The following is a 20,515-nucleotide window of genomic DNA, read 5'->3' as shown; positions in this document are numbered from 1 at the left end:
TCGAGTGCCGCCCGGTTCAGGTCAAGAGGCGCTCGCCGTCGTCCAGCCGTCATCGCCATAGCGACATTTGGGTCATTCCCAATGGGTCCATTTTGGTTTTAACCACTTGGATAGCGACGCCATGCCATCTGGTGCCGGAGGGGGGAAACAGGACCATGCGAATCGACGACCCCGGATTCTCCGTCTGGCTGGACGACCGCTTCATCATTCAGGTCCGGACGCGAACCGCGTGGACCGTCGAGATCGCCGACCGTTACTGGGCCTGCTTCCAGCCCTTCCTCGACGCATCGCGCGCGCAGTGGGGCCATGCCAGGGTGCTGGTCGATCGACGCGGCACCCCCATCATGCCGATCACGATGGTCCAGGTGATGCGCGACGGCATCATGGCATTCTATCGGCCCGGCGACCGGCTGGCGCTGGTCGTGGATTCCAGCCCCCTGAAGATGCAGGTCCGGCAGAATTACCAGCTGCCCAATATCGACGCCTTCCTGTCCTACGACGCCGCCCTGGCCTGGCTCGAGAACAGCTAGACGAAAGGGCCGATCCCCCGCCGGGCGGCCGGACGGGATGGATCCCGCCCGGCCTGATCGTTCCGGCTAGTACCCGATCAATGGTTGTCGCGCGGTAGGCCCTGGGTCTGGGCGATACGCTGATACTTCTCGGCTCCCTCCAGGATCGCGCCGGTCGACATCTGGCCGACCACCGAACGCTGGATTTCCTGCCACGGGGTCTGCGAAGCGGGATATTTATACCCGCCCGCCGCCGCGAGGGTCTTGCGACGCTCGGCCAGTTCCTCGTCGGAGATGAGGATGTTGGCAGTGCCCTTGTTCAGGTCGATGCGCACCCGGTCGCCGGTCTCGATCAGCGCCAGACCGCCCATCGCCGCCGCTTCCGGGCTGGCATTCAGGATCGAGGGCGAACCCGAGGTGCCCGACTGACGCCCGTCGCCGATGCAGGGCAGCGAGTGCACGCCCTCGGTGATCAGATAGGCGGGCGGGCGCATGTTGACGACTTCCGCCGCGCCCGGATAGCCGATCGGCCCCGCGCCGCGCATGAACAGCAGCGTCTGCGGCGTGATGCCGGTCGCGGGATCGTCGATCCGGTGGTGATAATCCTCCGGCCCGTCGAACACGACCGCCGGACCTTCAAAGGCATCGGGATCGTCCGGGTTGGACAGATAACGCTCGCGGAATTCCTCGGAGATCACGCTGGTCTTCATCACGGCGGCGTCGAACAGATTGCCCGACAGGACGATGAAGCCCGCCTCTTCCTTCAGCGGCTGGGCGAAGGGACGGATGACCTTTTCGTCCTCGATCGCGACGCCCCGGCAATTCTCGCCCATGGTCTTGCCATTGACGGTCATCGCGTCCTCGTGGATCAGCCCCTGCTCGATCAGCTGGTTGACCACGGCGGGCACGCCGCCCGCACGGTAATAATCCTCGCCCAGATACTCGCCCGCCGGTTGCAGGTTCACGAGCAGCGGGATCTTGTGCCCCTCGGTCTCCCAGTCCTGCACGGGCAGGTCGACGCCGATATGGCGCGCGATGGCGGCGAGGTGGATCGGCGCGTTGGTCGAGCCGCCGATCGCCGAGTTCACCTTGATCGCGTTGTGGAACGCTTCCTTGGTCAGGATGTCGGAGGGCTTGAGGTCCTCGTTCACCATCTCGACGATGCGCTTGCCGGTCAGGTACGCGACTTCCTGGCGATCGCGATAGGGCGCGGGGATCGCGGCCGAACCGGGCAGCGACATGCCCAGCGCCTCGGCCAGCGAGTTCATCGTGGTCGCGGTGCCCATGGTGTTGCAATAGCCGGTCGACGGCGCCGACGAGGCGACCAGGCGGATGAACTCCGCATCGTCGATCTCACCCGCCGCCAGCATCTGGCGCGCCTTCCAGACGATGGTGCCCGAGCCGGTCCGCTCGCCCTTGTGCCAGCCGTTGAGCATCGGCCCGACCGACAGCGCGATCGCGGGGATGTTGACGGTGGCGGCGGCCATCAGCGCGGCCGGGGTCGTCTTGTCGCAACCGATGGTCAGCACGACGGCGTCGAGCGGATAGCCGTACAGCACCTCGACCAGCCCCAGATAGGCCAGGTTGCGGTCGAGGCCCGCGGTCGGACGCTTGCCGGTTTCCTGGATCGGGTGGACCGGGAATTCCAGGACGATGCCGCCCGCCTCGCGCACGCCCTCGCGCACCCGCTCGGCCAGCACCAGATGATGGCGGTTGCAGGGCGAGAGGTCCGAGCCGGTCTGCGCGATGCCGATGATCGGCTTGCCCGACTGAAGCTCCTCCAGCGACAGGCCGAAGTTCAGATACCGCTCCAGATAGAGCGCGGTCATGTCGATATTCTCGGGATTGTCGAACCAGGCGCGGCTGCGCAGTTTGGGCGTGTCGGTCATGTCAGGCTTTCGGTCAGCGAACGGTGGAGAAGCGGTAGATCATGGTATGCCGGTAGGGCTTGCCGGGATCGACGCGCGGCGAGACGAAATCGGGCTTGTTGGGCGAATCGGGGAATTTCTGCGGCTCGAGCGCGATGCCGTCGCCCATGCGGTACAGATGGCCCTTCTTGCCGACATAGGTGCCGTCGAGGAAATTGCCCGTATAGAATTGCACGCCCGGTTCGGTCGACAGCACCTCGAGCACGCGGCCCGAGGCGGGGTCCTCCAGCCGGGCCGCCAGCTGCGGCGTGGCGGTCAGCCCCTTGTCGAGCGCGAAATTATGGTCGTAGCCCTGGCCATAGCGGATCTGCTGGTCGTTGCCGTCGCGAATGCCGTCGGCGACCACGCGCGGGCTGCGGAAGTCGAAGACGGTGCCCGCGACCGGACGTCGCTCGCCGGTCGGGATCAGCTTGGCGTCGACCGGGGTATAGGTCGTCGCCGGGATGGTCAGCTTGTGGAAGGTCGCGCCCAAAGGCGAGCCTTCGCCGTTCAGGTTGAAGATCGCGTGGTTCGTCATGTTGACGATGGTCGGCTTGTCGGTCTTCGCCTCGAACGCGATGGTCAGCGCCCCCGCCTCGTCGAGCGAATAGGTCACGGTCGCATCGACCTTGCCCGGATAGCCCTGGTCGCCATCGGGGCTGGTCAGCGCCATGACCACGCTGGCGGTCGGGCCGTCCTTCATCGACACGATGCGCCACAGATGCTTGTCGAAGCCCTTGGTCCCGCCGTGCAGCGAATTGACCTTGTCGTTCAGCGTCAGCTGATAGGGGCGCCCGTCGAGCGTGAAGCGCCCGCCGCCGATCCGGTTGGCGAAGCGGCCGACCGTCACCCCGAAGAAATTGGGATGGTTCACATAATCGTCGGCCTTGTCATAGCCGAGCAGGACGTCGGCCAGCTTGCCGTCGCGATCGGGCGCCATGACCGACTGCAACGTGGCGCCGTACGTCAGGACGCGCGCCGACAGCCCGGCCTTGTTGGTCAGGGTCACCGCCTCGATCGCGGCACCATCGGCCAGTTGCCCGGCGGGGGCGCGTTTCGCCTCGCCCGCCAGGGCCGCAGTCGAACTCATTACGGACGTTACCGCTACCAACGTGAAAAAGGTCTTGATTGACGCCCTCGACATGCCTCACCCTTTCGTCGCCAGACGCCATTGACGCGCCTTTTGCGTCACTATAGTCAGACAAAATATCAGGAGCAAGCCGGTCTGCGAACAGTTTTTCGCGAGATTACCGGCCCGAAGGAGAGGATTGCATGGCCGCACCCGTCGTTTCCCGCGCCAACGGCGCGTCGCCAGCCGCGGGAGGGGGCAGATACGGCTCCGCACTGGCGCTGCTGGCCAGCCTGTTCTTCATGTGGGGCTTCATCACGGTCATCAACGGGACGCTGCTGCCGCACCTGCGCAGCGTGTTCGAGCTGAGCTATTTCCAGGCGTCGCTGATCGAGAGCGTCTGGTTCATCGCCTATTTCTTCGCCTCCATCCCCTCGGCCAAGCTGATCGAGCGGATCGGATACCAGAAGTCGCTGGTGACGGGCCTGCTCATCATGGCGGCGGGTGCGGTCGGCATGATGCTGGCGGCATCGCTGCCCTCTTATGGCGTCACGCTGCTGATGCTGTTCGTGATCGCCAGCGGCATCACCTTGCTCCAGGTCGCGGCCAACCCCTATGTCGCGGTGCTCGGCCCGGCGGACACGGCGTCGTCGCGCCTCAACCTCGTCCAGGCGATGAACTCAATGGGCACGATGCTGGCCCCGCTGTTCGGCGCCTATCTGATCCTCGGCCGGTCCAAGGGCGGCACGGCGCAGGCCGGTGAGGCGCTGACCCAGGCCGAACGCCTGGCCGATGCGCATGCGGTGGTCCTGCCCTATGGCCTGGTCGCGATCGTTCTGGTCGTGCTGGCGCTCGTCATCGCGCGCTTCCCGCTGCCCGCCATGGGTTCGGCGACCAGCCGGATCGCCAAGGAGGAGCGCAAGAACCATTCGCTGTGGAAGCATCGCAACCTGGTGTTCGGCATCGGCGCGATCTTCATCTACCTGATCGCCGAGATCGGCGTGGGCAACCTGTTCGTCAACTTCGTCAGCCGCCCCGACATCGGCAACATGACCACCGAGGCGGCGGGCCGTTACCTGACGCTGCTGTGGGGCGGGATGATGGTCGGCCGCTTCGTCGGCTCGGCGATCATGCAGAAGGTGCCTGCGGGCGCGGTGCTGGCGGTCTTCTCGATCGGCGCGTTCCTGACCATGCTGGTCACCGTGTTCGCCGATGGTCACATCGCCATGTGGTCGCTGATCCTGGTCGGCCTGTTCCACTCGATCATGTTCCCGACCATCTTCACGCTGGGCATTCGCGGCCTCGGCCCGCTGACCGAGGAGGGCTCGGGCCTGCTGATCATGGCGATCGCGGGCGGCGCGCTGGTCGCGGTGCATGGCTGGCTGGCCGATCATTACGGGTTGCAGCAGTCGTTCCTGCTGACCGCGGTGTGCGAGCTCTACATCCTGTTCTACGCGGTCTGGGGCTCGAAGCCGACCAACGCCTTCCCCGACGAGGACGCCGGCTGATACCGGAAGATCCTCGTTCGAAAACAGGGGGGCGGTGCCGCAGGGTGCCGCCCCCTTCTGCTTTGGAGCGGCGGCATCTTTCGCCAATGGGTACGGCATGGTACGATACATCATACCATTCAGCCGAGGATCCTGCCCTTGTCCCCTTCCCTCGACCTGCTCCACGCCGCGCCCCTCGCCCTCCCCGATCATGTCCGTCTGGGACACGACTCCAGCGTGTTGGGCACGATCGACGATCCGGCGGTGACGCTGGCGATATGGGAACGCGCGTCGCCGCTGCCCCGGCCCGATCTGGCGGGGTTTCCGGCGCTGCGCTTCGCGGCCGATGCCGGATCGGTCGCGGCTAGGGTGCGGGCCGCGCTGGCGGATGCGGTTCCGCAGGACTGGCATGACGGACTTGCCCGCGATGTCGAGACGCTGGCCCGGCTTTATGCCACGCTGACCGGCGAGGACCGGGTCGAGGTCCGTATCGAGCGGGTGACGGGCAATGGCTGCTGGAAATTCCATGCCGACTATGTCGCGCTGCGGATGATCACCACCTATTGCGGGCAGGCGACCCAGTGGCTGCCCCATGGCGCCGATCCACAGTCCCCGCCCCGCGCGCTGGCGCCGGGCGATGTCGGCCTGTTCAAGGGCCGCGAGCGCGCAGGCGACCGGGCGATCATCCACCGCTCTCCCCCGATCGCGGGCAGTGGCGAGGACCGGCTGTTGCTGGTCATCGATACCGAATGGCCCGACCGTGGCTGACCCTGCGCCGGTCTGCTGCGACCAAGATGCCTTCTTCTTCCCTCTCCCCTGGACAGGGGAGAGGGTTAGCGAAGCTTGCCAGCCTGCTGGCTAGCGCAGCTTGGGTGAGGGGTTGAGCGAGCCCAAAGGCTCGCGCGCTCGCCAGGCGAGCGCCCACCCCTCACCCAGCTCCGACTAAGCCTTTGCTTTCGCAAAGACCAAGTCTGCGCAACCCTCTCCCCTCTGCGAGGGGCGAGGAAAGGCATCGCGGAATGGCGATCCGGCCCTAGAACCAGCCACGGATGCCCAGCGCCAGCGCCGCGCCGCTGCCCCGGGCGGGGCCATAGCGACGTTCCCAGTTCACCCCGACATAGGGGGCGAATTCGCGGGCGATCTCGTAGCGCAGGCGCAGGCCCAGCTCGATATCGGAGACGCCCGCCGCAATCCGCTGGTCGGGCACGTCCTGCGCGGCGAGATTGACCTCGATGCGCGGTTGCAGGATCGCACGCTGGGTGATCCGCTGGTCCACCCAGGCCTCGGCGCGGGCCAGCACATCGCCCCTGTCCGACAGGAACAAGGCGCCCTCGACATCGAACCAATAGGGGGCGAGCCCCTCGACCCCGACGACTGCATAGGTGCGCCGCACCCCGCTGCCGACATCCTGCCGCACGCCCGCCTGGAGGTTCCAATAGGGATCGATCGCGCGGGCATAGAGCGCCTGCACCTCTGCCGCGCCGACCCGGTCGCCAAAATCCCCCTCGCCCTCGCTCTTGACGACCAGCCGGTGGATGTCGCCGCCGAACCAGCCCTCCCCGTCCCAGCGATAGCCGTCGCGCCCGTCGCGGACCTGGATCTCGGCCAGGTTGAACAGGATCTGGTGAAAGGCCATGCCGCCATGCTCCGCCCGCATCCGGCGGTCGGCGGCGGCCATGACGGCGGGGTCGTAAAAGCGATCCGCTGCGCGCATCGTCGGAGCGGGCGGCGGCGGGGCATGGCCCACCAATGCCGCCGGGGCGGCAGCGGGCTGGCAGTGGCCCATCGCGGCATGTTCGGGCGAACAGGCTTCCGTCCCCATTGCCATGCCCGGCATCGCAGCGGAATCGGCTGCGCGGGTCTCGGCCGCCGGTGCGGGTTTGCAATAGCCCATCGCCGCGTGCTCGGGCGGACAGGCCACCGCCCCCATCGCTATGCCGGGCATCGCGGCGGAGTCGGCGGCGCGGGTCTCGGCCGCCGGTGTGGGTTTGCAGTGACCCATGGCGGCGTGTTCCGGCGGACAGGCTTCCGTCCCCATCGCCATGCCCGGCATCGCGACGGGATCAGCGGCGCGGGTCTCGGCCGCCGGTGCAGGTTTGCAGTGGCCCATGGCGGCGTGCTCGGGCGGACAGGCCACCGCCCCCATCGCCATGCCGGGCAGCGCGGCGGGATCGGCCGCTCCTGCTTCCAGGGCCGGGGTCGCCTGGCAATGGCCCATCGCCGCATGTTCGGGGGGGCAGGCCGAAGCCGCCGCCTTATGCTCCATGGCATGATGCGCCATTCCGGCCTGGCCCAGCGCGGCGTGCGGGGCGCGGGTGGCCTTTTTCCGGGGCCTGGCCTTGCCCGGCTTGCGGAGCGCGGCGGGCTTCGAGGCGGCCATCGGCATCGTCATGCCGGGCATCGCCATGCCCTGATGCTGCATCATCGGATCGGCGAGCAGAAGCGACAGCAGGATCATGCCGCATCTCCCTTCGTCGCCGGATCGGGCCGGACGGTCACCACCTGCATCATACCCGCATGCATGTGATAGAGGAGGTGACAGTGGAACGCCCAGTCCCCCTCGGCATCGGCGGTCAGGTCGAAGGTGACGGCCCCCCCGGGCGCGACATTGACCGTATGCTTGCGCGGGGCATGATCGCCATGCCCGGTCACCAGCTCGAAGAAGTGGCCGTGCAGATGGATCGGGTGCGCCATCATCGTGTCGTTGACCAGCGTGACCCGCACTCGCTCGTTCAGGCGAAAGGGAATGGGCGCGGTTACGGCGTTCAGCTTCACCCCGTCGAACGCCCACATATAGCGCTCCATATTGCCGGTCAGATGGATGGTCAGCGCGCGCGAGGGCGTGCGGCGATCGGGATTGGGCCGGGTGCTCGCCAGGTCGCGATAGGTCAGCACCCGGTGCCCGGCATCGGCCAGCCCCTGTGGCGGCTCGCCGGTGCGGTCGACCGGCATCGGCGAAACCGTCTGGACGACCGGCGTGCGCGGCAGGCCCGGCGCGTTGGCGAAGTCGCGCATGCCGTGCTTCATCGCCCCATGGTCCATGGCTCCATGGTCCATCGCGCCATGATCCATGCCGCCCCCGCCGGGCTGGCAATGCCCCATCGCGGCATGTTCGGGCGAGCAGGCGGCGGCACCCTGATCCATCCCGCCCATCCCCATATCCTTCATCGTCGCCAGCGGCCGGGGGCGCAGTGGCGGCACTGGCGCGACCATGCCGATCCGCGGCGCCAGCGTGGCCCGCGCCATGCCCGACCGGTCCCAGGTCTCGGCGACCAGCGTATAGGCGCGGTCCTCCGCCGGGGTGACGATCACGTCATAGGTCTCGGCGACCGCGATCTGGAGCTCGTCGACCGCCACCGGCCGCACATCCTGCCCGTCCGCCTGCACGACGGTCATCGCCAGCCCCGGAAGCCGTATGTTGAAGATCGTCATCGCCGACGCATTGACCAGCCGCAGCCGCACCCGCTCGCCGACCGCGAACAGCCCGGTCCAATTGTCCGCCGGGCCATGGCCGTTGACCAGATAGCGATAGGTCGAGCCGGTCACGTCCGACACATCGCTGGGGTCCATCCGCATCGCCCCCCAGCGCAGCCGCTCGGCCAAAGGCTGGTCGCGCCCCGCCAGCAGTCCGCCGATGGTCTGTTTCTGATAGTTGAAATACCCACCCTGCAATTTCAGGCGGCGGAAGATCGCATGCGGATGCAGCGCGCTGTGATCGGACAGCAGGACGACATGCTCGCGCTCGGCGACGATCAGATCGGGTCCGGCGGGGTCGATGACGATGGGGCCGTACAGCCCCTCCTGCTCCTGCAATCCCGAATGGCTGTGATACCAATAGGTCCCCGCCTGAACGACCGGAAACTCATAGGTGAAGCGCCCGCCCGCCGGAATACCCGGAAAGCTGATCCCCGGCACCCCGTCCATCTGGAAGGGCAGGAGCAGCCCGTGCCAGTGGATCGAGCTTTCCTCATCCAGCTGGTTGACGACGGTGATCCGCGCGCGCTGCCCCTCGCGCAGCCGGATCAGCGGCGCCGGGGCCGAGCCGTTGATCCCGATCGCGTGATAGGGCTTGCCGTCGATCATCATGTGCTGGCGCGCGATGGTCAGGGTGATGTCGGGGCCGCTCAGCTCGGGGCGCGCCATATCCAGGCCATGCGCATGGCTCTGCGCCCAGCCCGGCACCGCCACCAGCGCGCCCAGCCCAGCCCCCCCCGCCAGCAGATCGCGGCGGCGCATCATCGTCTTCGGATCGATCATACCCCCTTATACGCAGGCCCGGCGTGCGCCCCTCACCCGGTCCTGTCGCGCAATTCGGTACGGGCCCGGCGGATGCGCAATTCGACCGCCTTCACGCTCAGCCCCAGCGTCTCGGCCGCCTCGGCCTGGCTCAGCCCCTCGATCGCGCACAGGATCAGCGGCGCGCGCAAGGCCTCGGGCAGCGTGTCCAGCGCGGCCAGCGTGCGGGCCAGCGAGTCGCGCTCGATCGCCGCCGCTTCGCCCCCGATCCGGTCGTCGGCCACCGCCTCGGCCGCTTCGACCGGCAGGAAACGCGCGATCATCGCGCGCACCCGCCGCCGCCGCGCCCAGTCGCGGCATTTGTTGAGCGCGATCCGGCTGAGCCAGGCGCGCAGGCTGCGCGTCGTATCGAACCGCGCCAGCGCACCGTGCGCGGCGACGAAACTCTCCTGCACCAGGTCCAGCGCCTCCTCGGCGTCGCGGACATGCGCCAGGATCAGGCGATACAGCGCCGCCTTGTGCCGGGCGACGATCGCGGCATAGGCCTCGGGCCGACCGCCCCGCACCAGCGCGACCAGATCGCCGTCGGGCAAGCCCGCATAGTCGCGGCTCACCGCCCCGTATCGGTCAGCTTGGCGACCACCAGCCGGTCGAAGGTCGCCGCCTGGTCGGGCCGCAGCACGCGGCGCATCGCAAAGACATGCGCCAGCGTCGCTTTTTGCAGGTCGCCCATGCTGTGATGCACCGCGTCGATCGCCTGGGTCACGCGGGGACCGTCGCGATGCTCGGCCTCGATCGCCGCCGCCAGCCGGGCATTGTCGCCGCGCAGCCGGGCGTCGAGCGCGGCGCGCGTGGCGGCGAACTGCGTCTCCAGCCGGTCGAGCGCCACCGCCTGCGCCGGGTCGAGCGCGATTGTCTGGTGGACGAGCGTATGGATGTCGCTCGCCTGCGGCTCGGTGGGCATCAGCAACCGGCATCCGATCGCCACCCCGGCCAGCGCGGCGACGAAGGCGATCACCATGGTCAGCACCGCCCGGCGCATCTCGCCCCTCACCGGCCCAGCAACAGCGTGGACGGCGCCAGGCCCCCGCCCAGCGCGACGACCGCCGCCCCGGGCCGCTCGCGCGCCTCGCTCCGCCCGGCCATCACGCCGCCGCCCGCCAGGCCCAGCACCATGGCGACGGCCGCCGCCAACGCCATGCCCCGCGCCGAGAGCGTTCCGACAGGGGCGGGCGCCGCCGCGATCGTCGCGGCGACCCGCTGCTCCATATCCGCAAGCGCGGCGGGCGGCATGCCCCGCGACAATCGGGCGAGATCGTGGTCGATGGGATCGGTCATGACAGGACTATACGCGACAAAGCGCCAAACCCCTCATGGGGATAAGATCTGCGGAAAACGGCCACCGGGCAGTCGATTCGCACCCCATAACAAAAACCCCGCTAAGCCGTTGGCCTAGCGGGGTTTTCGATGGTGGGCGTGGCAAGGATTGAACTTGCGACCCCTGCGATGTCAACACAGTGCTCTACCACTGAGCTACACGCCCGCCGGAGGCCGGCCAATTAGCCGGGGTGTGGGGGGCTGGCAAGCCCTAAATTGCACCATCGACCGAATTTGTCTGAAAAAGGCGATCCACCTCCATCACCAGGTCGCGCAGGTGGAAGGGTTTGGACAGGACGCGGGCGTTGGGAACCGCCTGCCCGGCCTTCAGCGTCACCGCCGCAAAGCCGGTGATGAACATCACGCGCAGGTCGGGCACCATCACGGCGGCGCGCTGGGCCAGTTCGATGCCGTCCATCTCGGGCATGACGATATCGGTCAGCAGCAGGTCGAACCGTTCGCTCTCCAGCAGCGGGATGGCCGCCGTGCCGCGATCCACCGCCGTCACCCGATAGCCCGAGCGGGTCAGCGCCCGCGTCAGATATTCGCGCATGACCTCATCGTCTTCGGCCAGCAGGATGTGAAGCATCTCTTGATCCCGATTCATGTGGCGGCCGTTCTAGCGGCCAGGCCGTTAAGATTTCCAGACCATTGCTTGCCTTGCCGCCCCACCATAGGATCATCCGCCAATGGCCCAAGCGAACCCCGGCCCCTGCTATGACGGTTACGGGCTGGCCCTGCCCGCCGGTCCGGTCGTGCTGTCGGTGCCGCATGGCGGGCGGGACTATTCCCCGGCGCTGGTCGCCGCGCTGCGCGTGCCGCCGTCCGCGCTGATGGCGCTGGAGGACCGGCTGATCGACCGGGTGGCGATGGCGGCGCGCGGCGACGAGCCGATGCTGATGCAACGCACTCCGCGCGCCTGGATCGATCTGAACCGCGACGAGGGCGAGCGCGATCCGCTGATCGATGCGGGCGCGCGGATCGGCGGGCGCAGTTCGGCCAAGCTGCGCAGCGGGCTGGGGCTGGTGCCGCGCCGGACCGCCGGGCATGGCGACATCTGGGCGCGGCGCTTCACCGATGCCGAGATCGTCGCCCGGATCGAGACGGACCACCGGCCCTATCACCAGGCGCTGGCGGCCTGCCTGGCGGCGGTCCGGGCGCGGTTCGGGGTGGCGGTGCTGCTCGACCTGCATTCGATGCCGCCGCTGGGCCGCGCGACGGTCAGCCCCCGGGTGGTGATCGGCGACCGGCACGGCACGACCGCCGAGCCCCGCTTCGTCCGCCGGATCGAGGCCGCCGTGCGCGGGCTGGGCGTCGCCGTCACCCGTAACGCGCCCTATGCGGGCGGCCATATCGTCGAGCGGCACGGCGATCCCCGCCGCGGCATCCATGCGATCCAGCTGGAGCTGGACCGTTCGCTCTATCTCGATGCCGCACTGGAATCGCCGGGCGAAGGCTTCGATGCCACGGTAGCCTTGGTCCGGGGGGTGATCGCCGCGCTTGGCGCCGAGGCGCTGGGGCAGGACCTGCCGCTCGCCGCCGAATAAAAAACCACCTCGCGCAAGGGGGAGAGCGCGAGGTGGCCAAGGTTCAGGGAGGAGACACGCTGAAAGCGTGTCATACGACACCGCGAAAGGGGGGACACGATGCCGTACAGGGTATAAATAAGAAGGGGCCTATTTGGTTCAACCCCGCCCCCCGCAATTCGTCATTTTTTCGTAACGGGTCGTGGGATGGGCCGGCCTGACGAGGGGTATCCCGTTCTGCGAGGGTGCCGACCGCTCCCAGGTGGCTACATCCCTCCACCATGCTTCGCATGGTCTCCCTTCCCTTGCAGGGGAGGAAAGGCTCAGCGCGTGCGGAAGCTCATGCGCGCGAGCAGGCCGTCGCGCAGCAGATAGTGATGGCGCAGCGCCGCCGCGACATGGATCGCCACCAGCGCCAGCATCGCCCACCCCAGAATCTCATGCGCCTCATGCCCCAGCCCGGCGGCGGCCTTGCCGATGGGCAGAGGCGGCACGTCGAACAGTCCGAACCAGCTGACGGGACGCGGGACGTCGCGGCCCGATCCCATCGCCCAGCCGCTCATCGGCATGACGATCATCAGGACATAGAGGGTCATGTGCAGCGCATGGGCGCTGCCGCGCGCCCAGGCCGGGACCTCGGCGGGCAGCGGCGGCGGGCGATGGCCCAGCCGCCAGAGGATCCGCCCGGCGGTCAGCGCCAGCACGGTCAACCCGATCGCCTTGTGCAGCGGGATGGTCCCCGGCAACAGGCTTTCGTGGAGCAGGCCGATCGCCAGATTGGCGACCACCAGGACCGCGATCGCCCAGTGAAAGGCGATCGCGACATGGCTGTACCGCGCCGTCGCGGCGACCGGCCCGCCCATGGCTTAGCCGATCGGCTGAAGCTGCGGCTGGGGCATCTTGCCCAGCTGCATCTGGCGCGAGAAGATGTCGCGCATCAGCGAGAGCGAGAAGAGGTGCGCATAGAGCAGCGGGAGCATCCCCGACTGGCTCATCTTGCGCAGCTGGTCGCCGCGCAGGTCGACCAGCTTCTCTTCATTGACCATCTGGAAACCGCGATAGACGAAGGGCTGCTCCGCGCCATCGGGCTGGATCGAGACTTCGCCGTCCATCAGCAGGCCCATCTCGACCAGTTCGGCCATGAAGTTCTGCGTGCGCGCACCGGCCTGTTCGAACGATTCGTTGAACGCCAGGATGTTCTTGGTCAGCTCGCTGGGCTGGCCGTTGTCGAACAGCGCGTCGCCGTCGTCGAACGCACCGATGGTCGGCGAGGTCGGGTCGAAGCAGAGCGACAGCTCTTCGGCCTCGGGACGCAGGCGCGCCAGCATGTACGGATAGCGGCGGACATAGGCGGGGACGTAGAAGTTCGTCTCGGTCAGACGGCCTTCGTCGCTGACGAAGACGTTGACGCCCTCGTTCAGGCCCATCAGCGCGAGCGGGATCGGCGCCTCGCCAACCGAAAAGACGATCGGCATGAAACGCTGGACCAGCGGGAATTCGTCGACGGTGACGGGGATGGCATGCTGGCCGGCGAGGAAGGGCGCCGTTTCCTGCGGACGGACCTTGTAATTGGCGTGAGCCTCGCTCGAAAGCGGCTCCAGGCCGTTATAGAAAAGCGGAAGGGACGGCGCGCTGGCCATGATAATCTCCAAAAAACGCGTTCACGCGAGCCCCCCGGCCGCGTGTCGTGGCCTCGTGTCTATGGGGCCAGGGCCTTATGCGCAAGCGACGAGCTTGCCCGGATTGAACAGGCCGTGCGGATCGAGCGCCGTCTTGATGGCGCGGATCGCCGCGACCCGTTCGGGCGAGAGGCGGGCGAGTTCGTCGCGCTTCATCTGGCCGATGCCGTGTTCGGCCGAGATGGTGCCGCCCGCCGCCGTCACCAGGTCATGGACGAAGCGGGTGATGGTCGCGGCCTGTTCGGCATAGAAACGGTCGCGGTCGGTGCCGGGCGCGGCGCGGACATGGAAATGGATATTGCCGTCCCCCAGATGCCCGAAGCCCGAAGCATGGGTGCCGGTGAAGCGCGCGTCGCACGCCGCCGCCGCCTCGACCATGAAGCGCGGCATCGCCTCGACCGGGACCGCGATGTCGTGCTGCACCGCCGGGCCCAGCGCGCGCTCGGCATCGGACAGCGAGTGGCGGAGCAGCCAGAACGCCTCGCCCTGCGTGTCCGATGCGGCGATCACCGCATCGGCGACCACCCCGTCCTCCAGCGCGGCGGCGAGTTGCGCCTCCAGCATGGCGGCCGGATCGGCGGCGGGGTCGCCCGTCACCGCCTCGATCAGCACGTGCCAGGGATGCGGCCCGGCCAGTGGCGCGCGCGCGCCGGGGAGATGCGCGACGGCGGCGGCCAGGCTTTCGGCGGGCAGGATCTCGAAACTCTCGATCATGTCGGTCGCGGCCTGCAACCGGCGCAGCAGCGACAGGCCCGCCGCCGGATCGGACAACCCGACCCAGGCGGTCGCATGGCCCGCGATCGCCGGGGCCAGCCGCAGCGCGGCGGCGGTGACGATGCCCAGCGTCCCCTCCGCGCCGATCAGCAGCTGTCCCAGGTCATAGCCGCGATTGTCCTTCTTCAGCGCGGACAGCCCGTCATAGAGCGATCCGTCGGGCATCACCGCCTCCACCCCCAGCGTCAGCCCGCGCATCGTCCCGAAGCGCAAGACCTGCGTGCCGCCCGCATTGGTCGAGACGAGCCCGCCCACCGTCGCATTGCCCTTTGCCCCCAGGGTCAGCGGAAAGCGCCACCCTTGCGCCTCGGCGGCGTCGTGCAACTCGGCCAGGATCACCCCCGCCTCGGCGATCGCCATGCCCGCCTGCGCATCGATCCGGCGGATGCGGTTCATCCGGCGGGTCGACAGGATCAGCGCCGAGCCGTCCCCGGGCGGGGTCGCCCCGCCGACCATCGAGCTGTTCCCCCCCTGCGGTACCAGCGGCACCCGGTGTTCGACCGCCGCGCGCAGCACCGCCTGGACCTGCGCGGTATCGGCGGGGGCCAGGATCGCGGGGGCATGGCCGGAGAATCGCCGCCGCCAGTCGATCTCCCAGGGGGCGATCCGTTCGGGATCGGTGACGATCCCCTTGTCGCCCAGCAGGGGGCGAAGCGCGGCGATCATGGCGGTCTGGCTGGAATTCATGCCCCATCCGCTAAAACAGGTTCAGGAAGTGTTCAACGATCGCTGCTATGAGCGGGTCCCGCTGACATGCTGCGCCGCCCTTGGACACTTGCCGCCGCCACTCTGGCGACGCTGGTAACGCCCGCCTTGCTGGGGGCGGCCGATCCGTCATTGCCGCAAGGCCGCTTCGCCCAGGTCATGATCCGCGAGCGGGTCATCGTCCGGGTGCCGCGCACCCCGATGCGCGCGATGACGCCGACCCGGTGGAAGGAGCGCAAGGGCCCCCGCTGCATCCCCGCGCAACAGCTGGCGGGCGCGCTGCCCGGCGAGGAGGGGACGGTCGACATCGTCCTGGTGGGCGGCAACCGGGTGCGCGCCCATCTGTCGCGCGCCTGTCGGCAGATCGACTATTACGCCACCTTCTATATCCGCCCCGGTGCCGACGGCCAGATTTGCGCGCGACGCGATCCGATCCGGACGCGGGCGGGCGGCACCTGCGATATCCAGCGCTTCCGCGCCCTGACGCCGGCGCGCTGACCATCGCCATCCTGTCCGGCAAGCGGGTGATTCACGACCCGAACGCGGCAAAAACTTGACTTTTGCCGTCAAATCCGCAAGCGCCTACCCTTGCTGGGCGAGCGCGGGGCGATTCCCACTCCACGCCATATTCCGGAAAACTGCATGAGCTTTGCCGATCTCGGCCTCTCCGATGAACTCCTGAAGACGGTCCACGATGCCGGCTATACCGAGCCGACACCGATTCAGGCGTCCGCCATCCCCTCCGTCCTGATGATGCGCGACATCATCGGCATCGCACAGACGGGGACGGGCAAGACCGCTTCCTTCGTCCTACCGATGATCGACATCCTGGCGCATGGGCGCAGCCGCGCACGCATGCCGCGCAGCCTGATCCTGGAGCCGACGCGCGAACTCGCCGCGCAGGTGGCCGAGAATTTCGAGAAATACGGGGCCAACCACAAGCTCTCCATGGCGCTGCTGATCGGCGGCGTGTCGATGGGCGACCAGATCAAGGCGCTGGAAAAGGGCGTCGACGTGCTGATCGCGACGCCGGGCCGGTTGATGGACCTGTTCCAGCGCGGCAACATCCTGCTGACCGGCTGTTCGATGCTGGTCATCGACGAGGCGGACCGGATGCTCGACATGGGGTTCATCCCCGATATCGAGGAAATCTGCACCAAGCTGCCCAAGCAGCGCCAGACCCTGCTCTTCTCCGCGACGATGCCGCCGCCGATCAAGAAGCTGGCCGACAAGTTCCTGGAAAGCCCCAAGACGATCGAGGTCGCGCGTCCCGCCTCGACCAACATCAACATCGCGCAGTTCGTGGTGCCGGTCGCGCCCCAGTCGTTCGAGAAGCGCAAGCGGCTGCGCCAGCTGCTGGGCCAGGAGGAGGTTCGCACCGCGATCATCTTCTGCAACCGCAAGACGACGGTGCGCGAGCTGAACAAGTCGCTCAAGCAGCATGGCTTCCGCTCGGGCGAGATCCACGGCGACATGGAACAGCCGCAGCGGCTGGCCGAGCTGGAACTGTTCAAGCGGGGCGAGATCAACATCCTCGTCGCCTCCGACGTCGCGGCGCGCGGGCTGGACATCAAGGGCGTCAGCCATGTGTTCAACTTCGACGCGCCCTGGCATCCGGACGATTATGTCCACCGCATCGGCCGCACGGGTCGCGGCGGCGCGACCGGCACCGCCTATACCTTCGTCGCGCCCGACGATGCCGAGAATCTCGAGAATATCGAGAAGCTGACCGGCCAGACCATCGACCGCCTGGAACTGCCCGCCCCCGTCGAGGAGGAGCGCCCCGGTCGCCGTCCGCGTCGCGAGCGCGGCCAGCGCGCCGCCGAGACGCCGGTCGAGGCCACCCCCGCCCCCGAGCCGGTCGAGGAGGCGCCGCGCGCCCGTCCGGCCCGCGCGACCCGCGAGCCGGAGCCCCGGCAGGAGCAGCCCCGGTTCCAGGATGCGCGGCCGCCGCGTGGCGACGACCGGCGTCGCGACCGCCGCCGCTCCAATGCCGACGAGGCGCCCGATGACGGCGGCTGGAACGGCCCGATCCCGGACTTCCTGAAAGTCTCGTTCGGGATCTGATCCCATGTCGCTCGACATCATCAGCTTCGTCGAACCGGAACCCGCGAGCATCGCCAGCCCGTGCGTGCTGGTCTGCACGATGGACAAGGCGACGGGCTGGTGCCTGGGCTGCGCGCGGACGATCCGCGAAATCTCGAACTGGAGCGCCAAGCCGCCCGAGGAACGCCGCGCGATCCTGGCCGCCCTGCCTGCGCGCAAGGCGGAGCTGGCGGCGAAGCAGGGCTGAGGGGTGGCGGGCCGTGCGCCGCGCCCCCTACCCCACCGCCCGTTCAGCCTGAGCGAAGTCGAAGGCCACGCTAAACCGCCGCCCCGCGCTTCTGGCGGCGTGATTCCCTTGGCCTTCGACTTCGCTCAGGCTGAACGGCGCGTCGGAATTGCCGCCCCCTATCGCCCCACGAACCGTCCGGGTCGGCGTTCGCTGACCGCGCGTACCCCTTCGGCGAAATCCTCGGTCCGCATCAGCCTGGCCTGCTCGGCGAGTTCATAGTCGGTCGCCGCCTCGACCAGCGCGCGCAGGTCGCCGCGCAGCGTCCGGCGGGTCGATGCCACCGCCAGCGGTGCGCCCGCCGCGATCTCCCGGGCCAGCGCCAGGGCCGTCTCGTCCAGCCGGCCGGGCGGCACCAGCTGGTCGACCAGCCCCCAGCGTTCGGCCTCATCCCCCCGGATGCGCCGCCCGGTGAGCAGCATCATCGCCGCGCGCTGCCGCCCGATCACGCGCTCCAGCACCGCCGAGATGCCGAAGCCGGGATGCAGCCCCAACGCGACGAAATTGGCCACGAACCGCGCCTCGGGACTGGCGACCCGAAAATCGGCGACCAGTGCCAGCCCCAGCCCTGCGCCCACCGCCGCCCCCTGCACCGCCGCCACGACCGGCGTGGCGACCCCGAACAGACGCGCCGCCGCGACATAGAAGGGGCTGCGCGCGCCCGGCGACAAAGGCTCCGCCACCGGGTTGGCGTTCACCAGGTCGGCCCCGGCGCAGAAGACCCGACCTTCGGATCGAAGAAGGATCGCCCGGATATCGGGATCGCGATCCGCCGAATCGAACGCATTGCCCAATTCGGAAATGGTTCCCAGCCCCAGATGATTATGTGGCGGATTCCGTAGCGTCAGGACCGCCACCGCCGCGTCACGCCGAAATTCAACTGTCATGCCGCCCTCTTAGCGCGGTTTCCACGCGAACGGCCAGCACCATACCCGTTGCTCGAAAGACACAGGATCACCGCTTTAACCCAGGGTCCATCGACAGGGGCTTGAGCGGGCGACCAAGACAGGATTAAGAGCCGTTCATGTCAGAATGACCGGCCGAAAACAGGTCGGCATCAGGCATCGGAAGCCGCAAGGCTTCGTGCCGGGAGAGGATGCCGGGCGGCTCGGTGGCGAGCCGCCCTTTCCCTTTTTCGCGATCATCCCATCGCCGATGCGCCCGCCCGGATCGGGCAGGGCCCGCCCCGTACCGATTCGGCGTCTCGGCCGCCCGACCGAGTAACCGGTTACATTTTTTTATTCGCATGGCTGGACGGGCATGCCCGTATGGGGCCGCCAGGCCGCCCCCATCATACTGTATCGCCGACATATTTCGCCCGGCACGGCGTCCGGGACGCCGGGGTCGGCCATACCCCCTCCTGCTCTTCCCCGTGAAGGGTCGTTCCGGCTAGGTTGCGGGCCATAACGACCGGGCCGGGTCCAGAACGGCACGGCACCAGAAAAGAAACAAGGAGAGACCATGTACGACCGCCGCGGCGTCCTGAATCTGGGCGGGCTGAGCCTCGCCGCCCTGATAACGGGATGTGCCGGGCCGCAGGGCCGGGTGAGCACGCCGCGCATCATTCCGCAGGTTCAACCCGACCTGATCCGCGATCTGCAGGAACGCACCTTCCGCTTCTTCTGGGAAACGACCGATGCCGAAACCGGCCTCGCCCCCGACCGCTGGCCGACGCCGTCCTTCGCCTCGATCGCGGCGGTGGGCTTTGCGCTGACCGCCTATCCGGTCGGCGTCGTCAATGGCTGGATCACCCGCGAAGAGGCGCGGCTTCGCACGCTGATCACGCTGCAATTCTTCGCCGATGCCCCGCAGGGGCCCGGCGAGACCGGGTTCAGCGGCTATAAGGGCTTCTTCTACCATTTCCTGGGTGTCACCAAGGGACAGCGCTTCGCCCGGTGCGAGCTGTCGACGGTCGACACCGCGCTGCTGCTGGGCGGCGTGCTGTTCGCGCAAAGCTGGTTCGATGGCGATCATCCCGACGAGGTCCGCATCCGCGCGCTCGCCGACCGGATCTACGGCGCGGTCGACTGGACCTGGATCACCCCGCGCGCGCCCCTGTTGTCGATGGGCTGGCACCCGGAGACGGGGTTCATCAAGTCCGACTGGGACGCCTATAATGAGGGGATGCTGCTCTATCTGCTGGCGCTGGGCTCCCCCACCCATCCGCTGCCGGAGGGGACGTGGCAGGCCTGGTCCAGCCGGTTCGAGCCGAGCTGGTCGGATCGCTGGGGCCAGCCGCATCTCCACTTCGCGCCGCTGTTCGGCCACCAGTACAGCCATGTCTGGGTCGATTTCAAAGGCATCCGCGACGGCTATATGGCGGGCAAGGGCATCGACTATTTCGAGAACAGCCGCCGGGCCGCCTATGCCCAGCAACGCTATGCCATCGAGAATCCGGGCCGTTGGCGCGGCTATGGCGCGGATATCTGGGGGCTGACCGCGTGCGACGGGCCGGGCGACTTCATCCAGACGATCGACGGGCTGCCGCGCGAATTCTACAGCTATTCGGCGCGCGGACCGGGCGAGCGCGACGACGGCACGCTGGCGCCCACGGCCGCCGCCGCGTCCATCCCCTTCGCTCCCGATATCGCGATTCCGGCGGTGCAGGCGATGCACGACCGCTATGGCCAGGGCATCTACGGCAAATACGGCTTTCTCGATGCGTTCAACCCGACGCTGACCAACCCGCCCGAGCCGTTGAAACATGGCGAGATCGTCCCCGGCATCGGCTGGGTCGACAAGGATTATCTGGGCATCGACCAGGGCCCGATCGTCGCGATGATCGAGAATCACCGCACCGGCCTGATCTGGAAGACGATGCGACGGAACCCGCACCTGCGGCGCGGATTGCAAAGGGCGGGATTCACCGGCGGCTGGCTGAACGGATAGGGACGGCCGCGCGATTTGGGAGGCG

20 protein-coding genes and 1 tRNA gene are annotated in these 20,515 nt (G+C 68.2%); 8 read left to right on the top strand and 13 right to left on the bottom strand.

What is annotated here, in order from left to right; translation table 11 throughout:
- Window positions 1-155 precede the first annotated feature (155 nt).
- Entirely contained in the window at window positions 156-530 is a 375-nt protein-coding gene (locus ABIC44_RS13940; RefSeq protein WP_354296133.1) for a hypothetical protein, read from the top strand.
- A gap of 77 nt (window positions 531-607) precedes the next feature.
- Here the strand turns inward: ABIC44_RS13940 and ABIC44_RS13935 are convergent, their stop codons facing one another.
- Both ABIC44_RS13935 and ABIC44_RS13930 read right to left on the bottom strand, forming a co-directional pair.
- On the bottom strand, window positions 608-2,398 hold the full coding sequence (locus ABIC44_RS13935; RefSeq protein WP_309700454.1) for an IlvD/Edd family dehydratase: 1,791 nt from the start codon (window positions 2,396-2,398) through the stop codon (window positions 608-610).
- Between the two features lie 13 nt (window positions 2,399-2,411).
- On the bottom strand, window positions 2,412-3,506 hold the full coding sequence (locus ABIC44_RS13930; protein ID WP_309690713.1) for an aldose epimerase family protein: 1,095 nt from the start codon (window positions 3,504-3,506) through the stop codon (window positions 2,412-2,414).
- A gap of 182 nt (window positions 3,507-3,688) precedes the next feature.
- Between ABIC44_RS13930 and ABIC44_RS13925 the strand changes: the two genes are divergently transcribed.
- Window positions 3,689-4,993, top strand: coding sequence for a sugar MFS transporter (locus ABIC44_RS13925; protein WP_307101306.1), 1,305 nt, complete (start codon window positions 3,689-3,691; stop codon window positions 4,991-4,993).
- Between the two features lie 138 nt (window positions 4,994-5,131).
- Window positions 5,132-5,740, top strand: a complete 609-nt coding sequence (locus ABIC44_RS13920) for a DUF1826 domain-containing protein (protein WP_354296130.1) — start codon at window positions 5,132-5,134, stop codon at window positions 5,738-5,740.
- A gap of 265 nt (window positions 5,741-6,005) precedes the next feature.
- Here the strand turns inward: ABIC44_RS13920 and ABIC44_RS13915 are convergent, their stop codons facing one another.
- The 7 genes from ABIC44_RS13915 to cpdR all read right to left on the bottom strand — a co-directional run bounded on the left by ABIC44_RS13915 (window position 6,006) and on the right by cpdR (window position 11,174).
- Complete coding sequence (locus ABIC44_RS13915; RefSeq protein WP_354296129.1) at window positions 6,006-7,430, bottom strand: copper resistance protein B; 1,425 nt, start codon at window positions 7,428-7,430, stop codon at window positions 6,006-6,008.
- The gene (locus tag ABIC44_RS13910) at window positions 7,427-9,229 is read right to left on the bottom strand and encodes a copper resistance system multicopper oxidase (RefSeq protein ID WP_502959850.1); all 1,803 of its coding nucleotides are present in this window, start codon (window positions 9,227-9,229) and stop codon (window positions 7,427-7,429) included. Before ABIC44_RS13910 ends, ABIC44_RS13915 begins: the two co-directional genes overlap by 4 nt.
- 32 nt (window positions 9,230-9,261) lie before the next feature.
- The gene (locus ABIC44_RS13905) at window positions 9,262-9,822 is read right to left on the bottom strand and encodes an RNA polymerase sigma factor (protein ID WP_354296128.1); all 561 of its coding nucleotides are present in this window, start codon (window positions 9,820-9,822) and stop codon (window positions 9,262-9,264) included.
- Window positions 9,819-10,250: a periplasmic heavy metal sensor gene (locus ABIC44_RS13900; RefSeq protein ID WP_309690723.1), complete on the bottom strand. Its 432-nt coding sequence runs from the start codon at window positions 10,248-10,250 to the stop codon at window positions 9,819-9,821. The genes ABIC44_RS13905 and ABIC44_RS13900 overlap by 4 nt, the downstream gene beginning before the upstream one ends.
- Window positions 10,251-10,258: 8 nt before the next feature.
- On the bottom strand, window positions 10,259-10,546 hold the full coding sequence (locus tag ABIC44_RS13895) for a hypothetical protein (protein ID WP_309690725.1): 288 nt from the start codon (window positions 10,544-10,546) through the stop codon (window positions 10,259-10,261).
- A 130-nt stretch (window positions 10,547-10,676) separates the two neighbouring features.
- Window positions 10,677-10,751: transfer RNA gene (locus ABIC44_RS13890), tRNA-Val, on the bottom strand.
- Between the two features lie 45 nt (window positions 10,752-10,796).
- Window positions 10,797-11,174: a cell cycle two-component system response regulator CpdR gene (gene cpdR / locus ABIC44_RS13885; protein ID WP_307104665.1), complete on the bottom strand. Its 378-nt coding sequence runs from the start codon at window positions 11,172-11,174 to the stop codon at window positions 10,797-10,799.
- A gap of 100 nt (window positions 11,175-11,274) precedes the next feature.
- On the opposite strand from cpdR, the gene ABIC44_RS13880 reads away from it, so the two are divergent.
- Entirely contained in the window at window positions 11,275-12,132 is an 858-nt protein-coding gene (locus ABIC44_RS13880) for an N-formylglutamate amidohydrolase (protein ID WP_354296126.1), read from the top strand.
- 302 nt (window positions 12,133-12,434) lie between these two features.
- On the opposite strand, the gene ABIC44_RS13875 is transcribed toward ABIC44_RS13880, so the two are convergent.
- The 3 genes from ABIC44_RS13875 to ABIC44_RS13865 form a co-directional block, all read right to left on the bottom strand.
- Window positions 12,435-12,974, bottom strand: coding sequence for a cytochrome b (locus ABIC44_RS13875; RefSeq protein WP_354296125.1), 540 nt, complete (start codon window positions 12,972-12,974; stop codon window positions 12,435-12,437).
- Window positions 12,975-12,977: 3 nt separating this feature from the next.
- Window positions 12,978-13,751, bottom strand: a complete 774-nt coding sequence (locus ABIC44_RS13870) for a SapC family protein (protein WP_307101322.1) — start codon at window positions 13,749-13,751, stop codon at window positions 12,978-12,980.
- A 75-nt stretch (window positions 13,752-13,826) separates the two neighbouring features.
- Window positions 13,827-15,251 carry an FAD-binding oxidoreductase gene (locus ABIC44_RS13865; protein ID WP_354296123.1) on the bottom strand — a complete coding sequence of 475 codons (1,425 nt, stop codon included), beginning with the start codon at window positions 15,249-15,251 and terminating at the stop codon, window positions 13,827-13,829.
- A 66-nt stretch (window positions 15,252-15,317) separates the two neighbouring features.
- Here ABIC44_RS13865 and ABIC44_RS13860 point away from each other — a divergent pair, with 66 nt between their 5' ends.
- From ABIC44_RS13860 to ABIC44_RS13850, 3 genes are all read left to right on the top strand, one after another.
- Complete coding sequence (locus ABIC44_RS13860; protein ID WP_354296122.1) at window positions 15,318-15,767, top strand: hypothetical protein; 450 nt, start codon at window positions 15,318-15,320, stop codon at window positions 15,765-15,767.
- Between the two features lie 144 nt (window positions 15,768-15,911).
- Complete coding sequence (locus tag ABIC44_RS13855) at window positions 15,912-17,336, top strand: DEAD/DEAH box helicase (RefSeq protein WP_354296121.1); 1,425 nt, start codon at window positions 15,912-15,914, stop codon at window positions 17,334-17,336.
- Window positions 17,337-17,340: 4 nt separating this feature from the next.
- Entirely contained in the window at window positions 17,341-17,562 is a 222-nt protein-coding gene (locus ABIC44_RS13850) for a DUF1289 domain-containing protein (RefSeq protein ID WP_309690770.1), read from the top strand.
- A gap of 158 nt (window positions 17,563-17,720) precedes the next feature.
- On the opposite strand, the gene ABIC44_RS13845 is transcribed toward ABIC44_RS13850, so the two are convergent.
- A complete protein-coding gene (locus tag ABIC44_RS13845; RefSeq protein ID WP_354296120.1) occupies window positions 17,721-18,488 on the bottom strand; it encodes an enoyl-CoA hydratase/isomerase family protein in 768 nt (255 codons plus the stop codon).
- 574 nt (window positions 18,489-19,062) lie between these two features.
- On the opposite strand from ABIC44_RS13845, the gene ABIC44_RS13840 reads away from it, so the two are divergent.
- The gene (locus ABIC44_RS13840; protein WP_354296119.1) at window positions 19,063-20,490 is read left to right on the top strand and encodes a glucoamylase family protein; all 1,428 of its coding nucleotides are present in this window, start codon (window positions 19,063-19,065) and stop codon (window positions 20,488-20,490) included.
- The last annotated feature ends 25 nt before the right edge of the window (window positions 20,491-20,515 follow it).

The sequence above is a fragment of the Sphingomonas sp. 1185 genome (assembly GCF_040544655.1).
Taxonomy (GTDB): domain Bacteria; phylum Pseudomonadota; class Alphaproteobacteria; order Sphingomonadales; family Sphingomonadaceae; genus Sphingomonas.
The sequence above is the reverse complement of the archived record's forward strand: the minus strand, read 5'-3'. Positions and strand labels throughout refer to the sequence as shown.

What these genes read in the sequence shown, in the direction of transcription:
- ABIC44_RS13940 (WP_354296133.1), top strand. Translation starts at nt 156, where the DNA reads ATGCGAATCGACGACCCCGGATTCTCCGTCTGGCTGGACGACCGCTTC.
- ABIC44_RS13935 (WP_309700454.1), bottom strand. Translation starts at nt 2,398, where the DNA reads ATGACCGACACGCCCAAACTGCGCAGCCGCGCCTGGTTCGACAATCCC.
- ABIC44_RS13930 (WP_309690713.1), bottom strand. Translation starts at nt 3,506, where the DNA reads ATGAGTTCGACTGCGGCCCTGGCGGGCGAGGCGAAACGCGCCCCCGCC.
- ABIC44_RS13925 (WP_307101306.1), top strand. Translation starts at nt 3,689, where the DNA reads ATGGCCGCACCCGTCGTTTCCCGCGCCAACGGCGCGTCGCCAGCCGCG.
- ABIC44_RS13915 (WP_354296129.1), bottom strand. Translation starts at nt 7,430, where the DNA reads ATGATCCTGCTGTCGCTTCTGCTCGCCGATCCGATGATGCAGCATCAG.
- ABIC44_RS13910 (WP_502959850.1), bottom strand. Translation starts at nt 9,229, where the DNA reads ATGATCGATCCGAAGACGATGATGCGCCGCCGCGATCTGCTGGCGGGG.
- ABIC44_RS13900 (WP_309690723.1), bottom strand. Translation starts at nt 10,250, where the DNA reads ATGCGCCGGGCGGTGCTGACCATGGTGATCGCCTTCGTCGCCGCGCTG.
- ABIC44_RS13895 (WP_309690725.1), bottom strand. Translation starts at nt 10,546, where the DNA reads ATGACCGATCCCATCGACCACGATCTCGCCCGATTGTCGCGGGGCATG.
- cpdR (WP_307104665.1), bottom strand. Translation starts at nt 11,174, where the DNA reads ATGCTTCACATCCTGCTGGCCGAAGACGATGAGGTCATGCGCGAATAT.
- ABIC44_RS13880 (WP_354296126.1), top strand. Translation starts at nt 11,275, where the DNA reads ATGGCCCAAGCGAACCCCGGCCCCTGCTATGACGGTTACGGGCTGGCC.
- ABIC44_RS13875 (WP_354296125.1), bottom strand. Translation starts at nt 12,974, where the DNA reads ATGGGCGGGCCGGTCGCCGCGACGGCGCGGTACAGCCATGTCGCGATC.
- ABIC44_RS13870 (WP_307101322.1), bottom strand. Translation starts at nt 13,751, where the DNA reads ATGGCCAGCGCGCCGTCCCTTCCGCTTTTCTATAACGGCCTGGAGCCG.
- ABIC44_RS13865 (WP_354296123.1), bottom strand. Translation starts at nt 15,251, where the DNA reads ATGAATTCCAGCCAGACCGCCATGATCGCCGCGCTTCGCCCCCTGCTG.
- ABIC44_RS13860 (WP_354296122.1), top strand. Translation starts at nt 15,318, where the DNA reads ATGCTGCGCCGCCCTTGGACACTTGCCGCCGCCACTCTGGCGACGCTG.
- ABIC44_RS13855 (WP_354296121.1), top strand. Translation starts at nt 15,912, where the DNA reads ATGAGCTTTGCCGATCTCGGCCTCTCCGATGAACTCCTGAAGACGGTC.
- ABIC44_RS13850 (WP_309690770.1), top strand. Translation starts at nt 17,341, where the DNA reads ATGTCGCTCGACATCATCAGCTTCGTCGAACCGGAACCCGCGAGCATC.
- ABIC44_RS13845 (WP_354296120.1), bottom strand. Translation starts at nt 18,488, where the DNA reads ATGACAGTTGAATTTCGGCGTGACGCGGCGGTGGCGGTCCTGACGCTA.
- ABIC44_RS13840 (WP_354296119.1), top strand. Translation starts at nt 19,063, where the DNA reads ATGTACGACCGCCGCGGCGTCCTGAATCTGGGCGGGCTGAGCCTCGCC.